General features: G+C 67.9%; 10 protein-coding genes and 1 tRNA gene. 9 read left to right on the forward strand and 2 right to left on the reverse strand.

Annotated elements, in window-relative coordinates:
* The first annotated feature begins 258 nt into the window (after positions 1-258).
* A complete protein-coding gene (locus JL100_RS28105; RefSeq protein WP_202684933.1) occupies positions 259-1,356 on the forward strand; it encodes a right-handed parallel beta-helix repeat-containing protein in 1,098 nt (365 codons plus the stop codon).
* A gap of 284 nt (positions 1,357-1,640) precedes the next feature.
* Here the strand turns inward: JL100_RS28105 and JL100_RS28110 are convergent, their stop codons facing one another.
* Entirely contained in the window at positions 1,641-2,561 is a 921-nt protein-coding gene (locus JL100_RS28110) for a GIY-YIG nuclease family protein (RefSeq protein WP_202684934.1), read from the reverse strand.
* Between the two features lie 117 nt (positions 2,562-2,678).
* Here JL100_RS28110 and JL100_RS28115 point away from each other — a divergent pair, with 117 nt between their 5' ends.
* Positions 2,679-2,843 (forward strand): hypothetical protein, encoded by a 165-nt coding sequence (locus tag JL100_RS28115; RefSeq protein WP_228420947.1) that lies wholly within the window; start codon positions 2,679-2,681, stop codon positions 2,841-2,843.
* 90 nt (positions 2,844-2,933) lie between these two features.
* Positions 2,934-4,154, forward strand: a complete 1,221-nt coding sequence (locus tag JL100_RS28120; RefSeq protein WP_202684935.1) for an ATP-binding protein — start codon at positions 2,934-2,936, stop codon at positions 4,152-4,154.
* Between the two features lie 38 nt (positions 4,155-4,192).
* On the opposite strand, the gene JL100_RS28125 is transcribed toward JL100_RS28120, so the two are convergent.
* Positions 4,193-4,267: transfer RNA gene (locus tag JL100_RS28125), tRNA-Thr, on the reverse strand.
* A gap of 282 nt (positions 4,268-4,549) precedes the next feature.
* Between JL100_RS28125 and kdpF the strand changes: the two genes are divergently transcribed.
* From kdpF to ltrA, 6 genes are all read left to right on the forward strand, one after another.
* Positions 4,550-4,651 (forward strand): K(+)-transporting ATPase subunit F, encoded by a 102-nt coding sequence (gene kdpF, locus JL100_RS28130; protein WP_202684936.1) that lies wholly within the window; start codon positions 4,550-4,552, stop codon positions 4,649-4,651.
* A 15-nt stretch (positions 4,652-4,666) separates the two neighbouring features.
* Positions 4,667-6,346, forward strand: a complete 1,680-nt coding sequence (kdpA, locus tag JL100_RS28135) for a potassium-transporting ATPase subunit KdpA (protein ID WP_202684937.1) — start codon at positions 4,667-4,669, stop codon at positions 6,344-6,346.
* Positions 6,343-8,418: a potassium-transporting ATPase subunit KdpB gene (gene kdpB / locus JL100_RS28140; RefSeq protein WP_202684938.1), complete on the forward strand. Its 2,076-nt coding sequence runs from the start codon at positions 6,343-6,345 to the stop codon at positions 8,416-8,418. Before kdpA ends, kdpB begins: the two co-directional genes overlap by 4 nt.
* 11 nt (positions 8,419-8,429) lie before the next feature.
* Positions 8,430-8,996 (forward strand): potassium-transporting ATPase subunit KdpC, encoded by a 567-nt coding sequence (kdpC, locus tag JL100_RS28145; protein ID WP_202684939.1) that lies wholly within the window; start codon positions 8,430-8,432, stop codon positions 8,994-8,996.
* Positions 8,996-11,671, forward strand: a complete 2,676-nt coding sequence (locus JL100_RS28150; RefSeq protein ID WP_202684940.1) for a sensor histidine kinase — start codon at positions 8,996-8,998, stop codon at positions 11,669-11,671. The genes kdpC and JL100_RS28150 overlap by 1 nt, the downstream gene beginning before the upstream one ends.
* A 538-nt stretch (positions 11,672-12,209) precedes the next feature.
* On the forward strand, positions 12,210-13,589 hold the full coding sequence (gene ltrA, locus JL100_RS28155; protein ID WP_407696907.1) for a group II intron reverse transcriptase/maturase: 1,380 nt from the start codon (positions 12,210-12,212) through the stop codon (positions 13,587-13,589).
* Positions 13,590-13,668: the final 79 nt, after the last annotated feature.

Below are 13,668 nucleotides of genomic sequence, written 5' to 3' on the forward strand. Positions count from 1 at the left end.
CATATAATACATTTTTTCAGAACTTCCCTATACAGTTGAATATATTCACCGTAAAATTTTATTTGTGCCTTGACACCCGATGACCAAGTCTATGAATTTCGCAAATGAAACTAACAACAACGCAAGTAGCCGCTCACTAATCTGTCATCTATTCATCCTCTTTTTGGTCACAACCTGATCACAACTGTACCTGGAGCGAAGTAATTCTTCGTGCCGGCCAGCATGCCCGGATTTCCATCCGAGGCTAAGGAGACTTCCATGGCTTACTCTCCCCTGACATTCAGTTCCCTGGCCAGATCGGCCGTTCCCGACGTCGCCAAGGCCAAGCCGACCAACCTGCTGTGGGTCGACGACAACGCCTCGGGCGGCGGCAACGGCTCGTCGTCATCACCGTTCAAGACCATCCAGGCGGCGGTCGACAAGGCGACCCCCGGCACCGCCGTCATGGTCAAGTCCGGCACCTACCGGGAAAGCGTCTCGCTGGATGATGCGAGCGGCACCAAGGGCAAGCCGGTCTGGCTGGTCTCAGCCGACGGCGAGGGAGCGGCGAAGATCATCGCGTCCTCCGGCAAGCCGGGCATCTCCGCCTACGGCGAGGACTATATCGCGATCAAGGGCTTCACGATCCAGGGCGGGACCGAGGGCATCAAGCTGACCCAGAGCGGCAGCCACCTGAAGAACCTGACGACCAACATCGTGATCGAGGACAACCATATCAGCGGTTCCAGCATCGACGGCATCAAGCTGGCCCAGGCCCGATACGTCGCGGTGACCGGCAACACCGTCGAGAATTTCGGCCGGGAGGAGGGAATCGACAACGTCTATGTCCGGGACGCCGTGATCGCCTACAACGACATCAGCGACGGCAGCAAGAGCGGTAACCGGTCGGGCATCACCGTCAAGGCCGGCTCGGAAGACATCGAGATCCTCTACAACGACATCAGCGACGTGCTCGACGGCGTCCTCGTCGGCGGCTGGAGTTCCAAGCCCGGCGTGGTCTATCCCGGCGACATCGACTACCAGGCCAAGGACATCACGGTCCTGGGCAACCACATCTACGACCTCGCGAAACGCGCGGTCAACGTCCTGGGCGGCAACGACAGCGTCATATCGGACAACAAGTTCGACCCGAACAACAGCTATCTCTCGGTGGTCAACGTCGCCTCCGACAACCAGGGCAACCGGTCGGAGGACATCCGCCTCCTCGACAACATCGTGGATAAGTCGAAGTGGCTGACGGTCCAGTCCGGCAGCTCGTCGGGACTGGTCAATGACGGGAACACCCCGGGCGGGAGCTTCGACGGCGGCGGCGGGCTGACCCTGCTCGGCATCGGAGCGGACGGGCTGAACTATTAAAGGGAATTCGCGACGGGCGGGCCGGGGAAAATCCATCATCCCTGCCCGATTCGCATACCGAGGGAACTCCAACGGGCAGACCGTTCAGCGGGTCGTGAAGAACAAGGAACTGAGGATGACCCGCCTCTCCCTGGAACAGCCTCACGCGTCGTTGCTACACCCAGGACGGCGACGACGGGAAGCTCAGGCGGCTGCCGATGCTGGTCAGGGGCGAGGAGATGGCGGAATGACGCTTTCGGCCGACCACCATCCGACGGCTTGGCCGGCCGGGTGGGCGGCGGTGGTCAGAACAGGTCCGTCACCTTCTTCGCTTCGAGCAGCTTGGCGAGCGTCGTGTAGCGCGGGCCTTGCATGAATCCCTGGGGAGCATCCGCGAAGGGAATGGGCGTGATCGTCTGGGCCGGTCCGGCGAAGATCAACTGGTACTTGCCCTCCTCGCCATAGGGCTCGATGCTCTCGATCGGCGCGTAGTGGGTCACGGCGGACACCGGCCTCGTCTGGTACGCCGCGATATACTTGATCCGTTGCAGCTTGCCGCCCGCGATGCGTATGGCGCGCCAGCGGCTCTCCCCCAGGAAGACCTGCTTGAAGCCTTCCTCCTGGGCGGGAACCACCACCACGACCTCCGGCTCCGACTTGGCCGCGCCTTCCGGTTTTGGCGCGCTCGAAACCTGCGGAGTGGCGACCGGCTTCGGCTCCTCGAAGGCGCGCAATCCCATGATGGGAAGGGCTTGCAGGATCTCGCGCAGGAAAGCGCGGCTGTCGGCGCGCTCGGCTTCGCTCAAGGGGGGTTCCGACGGCATGGTCCCGTTGTCGAGATGGCTGCGGCCGGCCTTGGCGGCCTGCTGGATCAGCGCCTGCTCAAGCCAGCGGACATGGGCCTTGTTGAGCCCGCTGTTCGACGTGACGAAGGCGTAACCCTGCGTCCAGAAATCCTTCTTCTGGAAGTGGCTTTCGATGCGGTCCCGGACGACGTCGCCCTCGCCCACATAGAGGGTGGGCAGGTCCTCGTCACCTTCCTGGTAGCCGACCAGCACATAGACGCCGGTGCGCGCGAGTTCGATCCGCTGGCGCGCGGCGGGCCAGCGCTCCCTCGGGAACACGACGCCGACGCCTGTCCAGTTCATCCGGTCCACCAGACGTATCCCCTCGGGATCGCCGTCCGCGACAAAGATGCGGATGGTGAAAGGTTCTGCAGTAGTCATCACTGTTCCGGGCTCCGGGAAAGCGCTCTTCGGGAGTGGACCGCGATGGCGAGCGGACGCGGTCCCACGGTGTCGTCAATCGGTCGAGGCGCCCGCTGCACGGAAAAGAACGTCGGAATGAACGGCTTCGGCGTAAACGCGGCTTTCGATGCCCGTCCTGCGCGTGGCGGGCGAGGCGCAGGATACATGCTTCATTCAGGACCGTTTATCAAGGAGATCAAGGCGCCGAAGGCCGGTTCGCGACGAGGCGGCGGGCAGCGCTTTCAATCGACCGCCTTCTGACTTTCAATCGGTCGGTCGTTGACTTTCAATTGGTCGGGGCCGTACTTTCAATCGGTCGGAATTCTCCCTCGGCTCGGACGGTCATCAGGCATGTACCCGCGCTTCGTTCAGAACCGTGTCGAGGAAGCGTTGTCCGATACCCGCGTCGTGCTGCTGGCCGGTCCCCGCCAGTCCGGCAAGACCACCCTGGCCCGGAAGCTGGCGCGTGATGACAGGGCTTTCCTGACACTGGACAATGTAACGACGCTCGACGCGGCGCGGCAGGATCCGGCCGGGTTCGTACGAGGGCTCGACAAGGCCGTCATCGATGAGATCCAGCGCGCGCCGGAACTGCTGCTGGCGATCAAGGAGAGCGTGGACGCCGATCGAAGGCCCGGCCGGTTCCTCCTCACGGGGTCGGCGAACCTGATGACCCTGCCGCGCGTCACGGATTCGCTTGCCGGGCGCATGCAGATCGTTCGCCTGCTCCCCCTGGCGCGGAGCGAGATCCGGGGTGCGGCATCCGGCTTCCTCGATCAGGTCTTCAAGGGAGAGGTCCCGGCGGTCGGCGATCCGATCATGGGAGACGAATTGGTCGAAGCCGTGCTTGGGGGCGGCTATCCCGAGGCGTTGGGGCGGCGGTCATGGGCGCGCCGGCAGGACTGGTATCTTGATTACGTCGAGGCCATCGTCCAGCGCGACGTGCGCGATATCGCCCAGATCGAGCAGATCCGCCAGATGCCGCGCCTGCTGCGGGTCCTGGCGCAGTATTCGGGACAGCTTGTCAATTATTCCGGCATCGGTGGGCCGCTCGGCATGAACCATGTGACCACGCAGAAATATGCGGGCATCTTCGAAAGCCTGTTCCTGATCCGGACGCTGTCTCCGTGGTATACCAACGATTTGAAGCGGCTTACCAAGACTCCGAAGCTTCACTTCCTCGACTCCGGCCTGCTCGCCGCCCTTCGCGATATCTCGCCCGACCGCCTGGTCTCCGACCGAGGGCCGTTCGGGGCGCTGCTGAAGACATTCGTCCTTGCCGAACTCCTCAAACTTGCGAGCTGGGCGGATGACCGCCTGGAGTTCTCGCATTTCCGCGACAAGGACCAGAACGAAGTGGACATCGTCATCGAAAACCGGCGCGGCCATGTCGTCGGGGTGGAGGTGAAGGCTTCGGCGACCGTCACCGGCGCGGACTTCGGCGGGTTGCGGCGGCTGGCCGGGGCGTGCGGCGATCGCTTCGCCCTCGGTCTCGTCCTGTATGACCACGACAAGGTCGTGCCTTTCGGCGAACGCCTGTTCGCCGTGCCGATCTCAACGCTTTGGCGGTGAGGTGCCGGGTGCCCGCTTCGGTCGCTTGGGGGGAAGGATGGTGCCGGTTGTCAGATTTGAACTGACGACCTACCGCTTACGAAGCGGGTGCTCTACCACTGAGCTAAACCGGCGTCCGTGCCTTGAGCCCCGGTTCCTACCCGGTTCCGCCGCGGGGATCAAGCGTTTTTCGGCAAGAAGCGCATTCCGGGCGGCCTTAACATCTTCCTTACATCCCTTGATCTTGCGCTTACCATCGGCCCGGAAAACCGCATGGAGAATTAACGCGGGTCCTCGCTAGCCTGGTCTCCTGTTTATTCAGGGAGACTTGCAGACATGCTCGACCTCGTGTTCCTGGCCCTGGCGCTGGCGTTCTTCGCGGCGTCGGACCGGCTGGCCGGCGCGCTGGAACGGTTGTGAGCGCCGCCGTGTCGATCGACCTCATCCTCGGCGGCATCGTCGCGGCCGGGCTGCTGGCGTATCTGGGCTATGCCCTGCTGCGCCCGGAACGGTTCTGAGCGGAGGAACCGGACATGGACTCCGCCGGACTTCTCCAGATCGCCCTTTATCTCGTCATCCTCACCGCCGCGACGCCCATCCTGGGCGGCTACATGGCCCGCGTGTTCGGCGACGGCCCCGCCCCGTTCGACCGGGCGCTGGGTCCCGTCGAGCGGGGCTTGTACTGCCTGTGCGGCGTCGATCCCCGGGCGGAGCAGCACTGGACCGGCTATGCCGCGTCGCTGCTGGCGTTCAACCTGCTGGGGCTGCTGCTGCTCTACGCGCTGCTGCGCCTCCAGGACTGGCTGCCGCTGAACCCGCAGGGCATGGCCGGCATGGACCCGGACCTCGCCTTCAACACGGCGGTCAGCTTCACCACCAACACCAACTGGCAGGCCTATGGCGGCGAGGCGGCGCTCGGCTATCTCGCCCAAATGGCGGGGCTGACCGTGCAGAACTTCGTCTCCGCCGCGACCGGCATCGCCGTGCTGATGGCGCTGATCCGGGGATTTGCCCGGCGCGGCAGCCGGACGGTCGGCAATTTCTGGGCGGATCTGGTGCGCGGGACTCTGTACCTGCTGCTGCCCCTTTCCTTTGCCACGGCGCTGTTCCTGGTCTGGCAGGGCGTGCCGCAGAACCTGGACGCCTATGTCTCCGCCGAGACCCTGGAAGGCGGCCGCCAGCTGATCGCCCAGGGGCCGGCGGCGTCCCAGGTCGCGATCAAGCAGATCGGCTCCAACGGCGGCGGCTTCTTCGGCGTCAACTCGGCGCACCCTTACGAGAACCCGACGCCCGGCTCCAACCTCGTGCAGATGCTGTTCCTGCTGCTGGTCGCGGCCGGGCTGACCGACACCTTCGGCCGGATGGTCGGCGACCGCCGCCAGGGCCGGGCGATCTTCGCCGCCATGGCGATCATGCTGGTGGCCGGCATCGCCGTCGCCGCATGGTCCGAAGCGGGCAACATGGAAGGCAAGGAGGTCCGCTTCGGCATCGCCAACTCCGCCCTGTGGGCGGTCGCCACCACCGCCGCGTCCAACGGCTCGGTCAACGCCATGCATGACAGCTTCATGCCGCTGGGCGGCATGGTGCCGATGGTCAACATGATGCTGGGCGAGGTGGTGTTCGGCGGCGTCGGCGCCGGCCTGTACGGCATGATGATCTTCGTGCTGCTGGCGGTCTTCATCGCCGGGCTGATGGTCGGCCGCACGCCGGAATATCTCGGCAAGAAGATCGAGGCGCGGGAGATCAAGCTGGCCATGATCGGGGCGCTGGCCGTGCCGTTCGGGGTGCTGGGACTGTCGGCCCTGTCGCTGGTCGTGCCCGGTGCCGCCGCCTCGATCCAGGAGCCGGGGCCGCACGGCCTGTCGGAACTGCTCTACGCCTATGCGTCGGGCACCGGCAACAACGGCTCGGCCTTCGGCGGCTTCGGCGCCGACACCCTCTTCCACAACACGGCGATCGGGTTCGCCATGCTGTTCGGCCGCTTCCTGGTGATCCTGCCGGTGCTGGCGATCGCCGGGAGCCTGGCCGCCAAGAAGACGCTGCCGGCATCGGCCGGCACCTTCCCGACCCACGGGCCGCTGTTCGTCGGGCTGCTGGTCGGCACCGTCCTGATCATCGGCGGCCTGACCTTCTTCCCGGCGCTGTCGCTGGGGCCGGTCGCCGAACATCTGGCGCTCCCCCCGGGCGCCCCCTTCGCGGACATGAACCGATGAGCCACCGCACTTCCGAGATTTCCCTGTTCGACGCCGGCATCGCGGCGCAGGCGGCCGGTGCTGCCGTGCGCAAGCTCGACCCGCGCGAACTGGCCCGCAACCCCGTCCTGTTCGTGACCGCCGTGGTGGCGGTGCTGACCACCGTCCTGTTCGTCCGCGACCTCGTCATCGGCGGCGGGGGCGGCGGCGAGGGCGCCGCCGGCCTCGCCGTGGCCGGCCAGATCACGGCTTGGCTGTGGGTCACCGTGCTGTTCGCCAACTTCGCCGAGGCCGTCGCCGAGGGCCGGGGCAAGGCCCAGGCGGCCAGCCTGCGCCGCACCAAGACGGAGACCACCGCCCGCAGGCTGGCCGACCCGGCCGCGGCGGAGTGGCAGTCGGTCCCCGCCGCCAGCCTGCGGGCCGGCGACTTCGTGGTGGTGGAGGCGGGCGAGGTGATCCCCGGCGACGGCGACGTGGTCGCCGGCATCGCGACGGTGGACGAATCCGCCATCACCGGCGAGTCCGCCGCCGTCATCCGCGAGAGCGGCGGCGACCGCTCGGCGGTGACCGGCGGCACCCGCGTGGTGTCGGACCGGATCGTGGTCCGGATCACCGTAAATCCGGGCGAGAGCTTCCTGGACCGCATGATCACGCTGGTCGAGGGCGCCAAGCGCCAGAAGACCCCCAACGAGATCGCGCTGAACATCCTGCTGGCCGGCATGACCATCATCTTCCTGGTGGTCGTGGTGACGCTGGAAGCCTTCGCCCGCTACTCCGGAATCACCCTGCCCGTGGTGTTCCTGGTGGCCCTGCTGGTCACGCTGATCCCGACCACCATCGGCGGACTGCTGTCGGCGATCGGCATCGCCGGCATGGACCGGCTGGTGCGCTTCAACGTCATCGCCAAATCCGGCCGCGCGGTCGAGGCGGCGGGCGACATCGACACGCTGCTGCTGGACAAGACCGGGACCATCACCCTGGGCGCCCGGCAGGCGGCGGAGTTCGCCCCCGTCTCCGGCGTGGACGAGCGCGACCTGGCGGAGGCCGCCTTCCTCGCCTCGCTGGCCGACGACACGCCCGAGGGCAAGTCGATCGTGGCGCTGGCCGGGCGCAGGTTCGGCTTCCAGCGGGTGGAGACGGCGGACTTCGCCTTCGTCCCCTTCACCGCGCAGACCCGGATGAGCGGCGTGGACATGCCGTCCGGGTTCGGCGCCGAACCGGTCCGCATCCGTAAGGGCGCCGCCGACGCAGTCGCCCGCCATGTCGGGGAGGGCGGCGTGCCGCGCGACCTGCGCCAGGCGGTCGAGCGGATCGCCAAGGCCGGCGGCACGCCGCTGGTGGTGGCGAAGGGCGGCCGGGTGCTGGGCGCCATCCACCTGAAGGACATCGTCAAGCCGGCGATCCGGGAGCGTTTCGCGACGCTGCGCCGGATGGGCATCCGGACCGTCATGATCACCGGCGACAACCCGCTGACCGCCGCCGCGATCGCCGCCGAGGCCGGGGTGGACGATTTCCTGGCGGAGGCCACGCCCGAGCGCAAGCTGGAGCTGATCCGGCAGGAGCAGGCCGAGGGCAAGCTGGTCGCCATGTGCGGCGACGGTTCCAACGACGCGCCGGCGCTGGCCCAGGCCGACGTGGGCGTCGCCATGAACACAGGCACCCAGGCGGCCCGCGAGGCCGGCAACATGGTGGACCTGGAGAGCGACCCGACCAAGCTGATCGAGATCGTGATGATCGGCAAGCAGCTGCTGATGAGCCGCGGCGCGCTGACCACCTTCTCCATCGCCAACGACGTGGCGAAATACTTCGCCATCGTCCCGGCGCTGTTCGTGGCGGCCTATCCCCAGCTGGAGGCGCTGAACGTGATGGGCCTGGGCAACGCCTCCAGCGCGATCCTGTCGGCGATCATCTTCAACGCGCTGGTCATCGTCGCGCTGATCCCGCTGGCCCTGAAGGGCGTCCGCTACCAGCCGGCGGGAGCCGCCAGCCTGCTGCGGCGGAACCTGCTGGTCTATGGCCTGGGCGGCCTCGTCGTGCCGTTCATCGGCATCAAGCTGATCGACCTGGGCGTCAACGCCCTGGGCCTGGTCTAGGGAAAGAGAGAATGTTCAAGGAACTCAAGCCGGCGCTGAAGATGCTGGCCGTGCTGACCCTCATCACCGGCGTGCTCTACCCGGTGGCCGTCACCGGGGTCGCCGGCGTGCTGTTTCCGGTCCAGGCGCACGGCAGCCTGGTGCAGCGCGACGGCAAGATCATCGGCTCCGCGCTGATCGCCCAGCCCTTCGCCCGGCCGGAGCATTTCCAGCCCCGGCCCTCGGCGGTCGGGTACGAGGCCGCGGCCTCCGGCGCCTCCAACCTGGGGCCGTCCAGCGGGAAGCTGGCCGAAGAGGTCCGGGTCCGGACCGCCGCGCTGATCGCCGCCAACCCGGATGCCACCGCGCGCGGGCCGGTTCCGGTCGAACTGGTGGCGGCGTCGGCCAGCGGGCTCGACCCGCATCTTTCGCCGGAAGCAGCACTGTGGCAGGTACCGCGCATCGCGAAGGCGCGCGGAGTCCCCGAGGCCGACCTGCGGGCGCTGGTCGCCCGCCTGACGGAGGGCAGGACACTGGGCGTTTTCGGCGAGCCGCGCGTTAACGTGCTGATGCTCAACCTCGCTCTCGACGGGACCTGATGGCCGAAACCGACCGACCCTCGCCCGAAGCGCTGCTCGCGGAAGCCAACCGCGAGCGGCGTGGCCGCCTCAAGGTCTTCCTGGGCGCGGCACCCGGCGTGGGCAAGACCTACGCCATGCTGGAAGCGGCGCGCGACCAGCGGCTCGACGGGGTGGACGTGGTCGCCGGGATCGTCGAGACCCATGGAAGGCGCGACACCGAGGCCCTGCTCGCCGGGCTGGAGGCGGTGCCGCCCCGGCCGGTCGAATACCGCGACCTGACATTCCGCGAGATGGACCTGGACGCCATCCTGAAGCGCCGGCCGAGGCTGGTGCTAGTGGACGAGCTGGCGCACACCAACATCCCCGGCAGCCGGCACCTGAAGCGCTACCAGGACGTCGAGGAGATCCTGGCCGCCGGGATCGACGTCTATTCGACCCTCAACATCCAGCACCTGGAAAGCCTGAACGACGTCGTCGAGCGCATCGCCGGCATCCGGGTGCGCGAGACGGTGCCCGACGGCGTGCTCCAGACCGCCGACGAGATCGAGCTGATCGACCTGCCGCCCCAGACGCTGATCAAGCGGCTGGCGGAGGGCAAGGTCTATGTCCCCGACCAGGCGCGCCGCGCGGTCGACCATTTCTTCTCCGCCGGCACCCTGACCGCGCTGCGCGAGATGGCGCTGCGCGCCGCCGCCGAGCGGGTCGACGCGCAGATGGTCAACTATATGCGCGCCCACGCGATCCCGGGGCCGTGGCCGACCCGCGAGCGCATCCTGGCCTGCATCGGCGACGGCAGGGCGGTGATGCGGCTGGTCCGCACCGCCAAGCGGACGGCGGACCGCCGGCAGGCGCCGTGGATGGCGGTCCATGTGGAGACCTGGCGCCATGCCGGGTTGCCGGAGGAGGCCAAGAACCGCATCTCCGATGCCCTGCGGCTGGCCGGGCAGCTGGGCGCCGAGACCAGGGTGGTCCAGGGCGAGTCGGTGGCGGCCGAACTGCTGGACTTCGCCCGCGCCCGCAACGTCAGCCAGATCATCGCCGGCAGGCCGCGCCGCGGCAGGCTGCCGTTCCTGCGCCGGCGCAGCGTCACGGCGGAGCTGCTGTCCCGGGCCGACAGCTTCGACGTGACGGTGGTCGGCGGCGAGGACGAGGGGGAGGCCAAGCCGCCGCCGCCCGCCGCCCGCAGGAAGCGCCTGGACTGGACCGGCTACGCCGTCGCGGCCGTGGCGACCGCGGCGGCCTCGGCCTGCGGCTACGGCCTCAGCCTGTTCCTGGACCTGCCCAACATCTCGCTGATATACCTGATGGCGGTGCTGCTGGTCGCGATCCGCCACGGGCTGGGGCCGTCGATCGCCGTGTCGGTCGCCAGCTTCATGGCGTACAACTTCTTCTTCACCGACCCGCTGTTCACCTTCGACATCGCCGATACGCGGAACATCCTGACGGTGGTGTTCTTCCTGGTCACCGCCTTCATCACCAGCAACCTGGCGGCCCGTGTCCGGGCGCAGGTGGAGGCGACCCGGCTGAGCGCCCGGCGGACCGCCAACCTTTACGACTTCAGCAGTCGGATCGCGGCGGCGGCCGACCAGGACGACGTGCTGTGGGCGGTGGTCCACCACGTGGCCTCCACGCTGCGCGGCCGCTCGCTGGTGCTGCTGCCGGAGGACGGCCGGCTCGCCGTCCGGGCCGGCTTCCCGCCGGAAGACAGGTTGGACGACAAGGCGCGGGCGGCGGCCGACTGGGCGTGGGCCAACGCCCAGCCGGCCGGCCGGGGCTCCGCCACGCTGCCGACCTCGGACTGGCTATTCCTGCCGCTCAAGACCGGGCGCGGGCCGGTAGGCGTGCTGGGCGTCCAGATCGAGGCCGCAGGCCGCCTGCTCTCGCCTGAGGAAAGCCGCCTGCTCGACACCCTGGCCGACCAGGCCGCCCTGGCGATCGAGCGCACCAACCTGGTCGCCGACATCGAGCACGCGCGGCTGGCGACCGAGACCGAGCGCCTGCGCTCCGCCCTGCTCTCCTCCCTGTCGCACGACCTGCGCACGCCGCTGGTCTCGATCCTGGGGGCCGCCTCCAGCCTGGTCTCCTACGAGGGGACGCTGAACCCCGCCGACCGGCAGGAGCTGGCCCAGACCATCCAAGAGGAGGCCGAGCGGCTGAACCGCTTCGTGCAGAACCTGCTGGACATGACGCGGCTGGGGTCGGGCCAGCTCCGGCCGCGTACCGACTGGGTGGACCTGCACGACATCGTGGCGTCGGCCATCGAGCGGGCGAAGAAGCTTCTGCGCCGCCGCACGGTCAAGGTCGAGATCGACCCCTTGGTGCCGCTGCTGCGCCTGGACCCGATGCTGATGGAGCAGGTGGTCTTCAACCTGATCGACAATGCCTGCAAATACTCGCCGCCGGGAACGCCGGTCACCGTCTGGGCGGTCGCGCGCGGGGATCAGGCCATCGTCGAGGTGTGCGATCAGGGGCCGGGGATAGCCCCGGAGGACCGCGAACGGATCTTCGACATGTTATACCGGGTCGAGGACGGCGACAGCCGGACCGCCGGGACCGGCCTCGGCCTGGCGATCTGCCGCGGCATCGTCGAGGCCCACGGCGGCCGCATCTCCGCTCAGCCGGGCCTGAACGGCGCCGGCACCTGCATCGTCATGCGCCTGCCGACGGCGCCGCCGCCGGAGGTGGTCGAATGAGTTCGATTTTCTATTGTTGTCCACAGATGAACCCAGAGAGCGCCGGGAGACCGGCAAGGAGTAGCGGGTGAAAGTCCTGTACGGTGAAGGAGTAGCGCCCCACACCGGCCCCGAGTCATGCGGCGGCGGTCGTGAGGCTGTCGGCGAAGCGTTGACAGGGGAGCGCATAGGCCAGCCATTGAGCCGCGTAAGAATCTCGATCCCGGATGCCGACAGGGTTCTGTGCCTGGAAGGCGATACGGCGGGGTGCGTCATGCGAGCACCCCGGCGGTCCGGCGTGGTCAGAGACCCTGGCATGTGCGGACGCTCCTTGCGCGGGAACCGGGAGATCTTCGGCGTGACCAGAGGCCGATGGCCGTCTGGTCCGCACCGGGAAGGCGAGGAGCCGTAGCCGGTGACGCACGCGCCGAAGAGGTCAGACCCATCCATAGTACCTGTGAAGTCGGCGAACGCGGACGCGGAGCCGGTGGAGGGAAGGGGTGGGGCCGAGGGGAATGCGTCTCCGCCGCACACGGGCCGGGCTCAGGACCGGGCACCCGTGCTCTCGGGGCTGGAGCGCATACGTCAAGCGGCACGGGAGCGAAAGGAGGAGCGGTTCACCACCCTTCTGACGCACGTGGATACCGACCTGCTGCGCTTTGCCTATCGGGCATTGAAGCGGGACGCGGCTCCGGGTGTGGACGGAATGACGTGGCGGGAGTACGCGGAGGGGCTGGAGGAACGGCTGGCGGACCTGAAGGACCGCGTGCATTCCGGCCGCTACCGGGCGCACCCGTCACGCCGGCATTTCATTCCCAAGCCGGACGGCCGGATGCGGCCGCTCGGGATCGCGGCACTGGAGGACAAGATCGTCCAGCGGGCGCTGGTGGAGGTGCTGAACGCCATCTACGAGGAAGACTTCCTCGGCTTCTCCTACGGCTTCCGGCCGGGACGGGGGCAGCACGACGCGCTCGACGCGTTGGCGGTGGCGATCGGCGAGTGCCGGGTGAACTGGATCCTGGATGCGGACATCCGGGCGTTCTTCGACAGCATCGACCACATGTGGATCATGCGGTTCCTGGAACACCGGATCGGCGATGCCCGCGTCCTGCGGCTGATCCGCAAGTGGCTGACGGTAGGCGTGGTGGACGAGACGGGGAAACGGCAGCCGGCGACGGCCGGCAGCCCGCAAGGGGCGGTGGCATCGCCACTGCTGGCCAACGTCTATCTCCACTATGTCTACGACCTGTGGACCCGGCAGTGGCGCCATCGCCACGCGACCGGGACCATGGTCATGGTGCGCTACGCCGACGACACCGTCGTCGGGTTCGAGCACCGGTCGGACGCCGAGCGGTTCCTCGCGGACCTGCGGGAGCGCCTGGCGCGGTTCGCCCTGGAACTGAACGCCGACAAGACCCGCCTGATCGAGTTCGGCCGGCAGGCAACTGCCGACCGGGCCAAGCGCGGCGCGGGCAAACCGGAGACCTTCGACTTCCTGGGCTTCACCCACATCTGTGGGCGGTCCCGGCGTGGCGGCTTCCTGCTGCGACGCCAGACCCGGCGCCAGCGCAAGCAGGCCAAGCTCAAGGAAATCAAGGAGGAACTCCGGCGGCGCTGGCACCAGGGCATCCCGGAGCAAGGCCGGTGGTTGGGACAGGTGATGCGCGGCTTCTACGCCTACTTCGCCGTCCCGACCAACTACCGGGCCCTTGCCAACCTGCGCTACCATGTCGGCGTCCTGTGGATGAGGGCGCTGCGTCGGCGCAGCCAGAAGGACAAGACACCGTGGGACAAACTCACGCGCCTTGCCGACTGCTGGCTACCACGGCCGCGCATCATCCATCCCTGGCCCGGAAACCGCTTCCGCGTCAAACACCCAAGGTGGGAGCCGGATGCCTTAATCGGGCACGTCCGGTTCTGTGCGGGGGGCGCCCGGTAACGGGCGTCCCTACCGCGATTGGACACAGATAAGAGGACCGCCGAGGGATTCGCTCCTGCCTCAGGCAGGGAGTGCATCT

Source organism: Skermanella mucosa, assembly GCF_016765655.2.
Lineage (GTDB): Bacteria > Pseudomonadota > Alphaproteobacteria > Azospirillales > Azospirillaceae > Skermanella > Skermanella mucosa.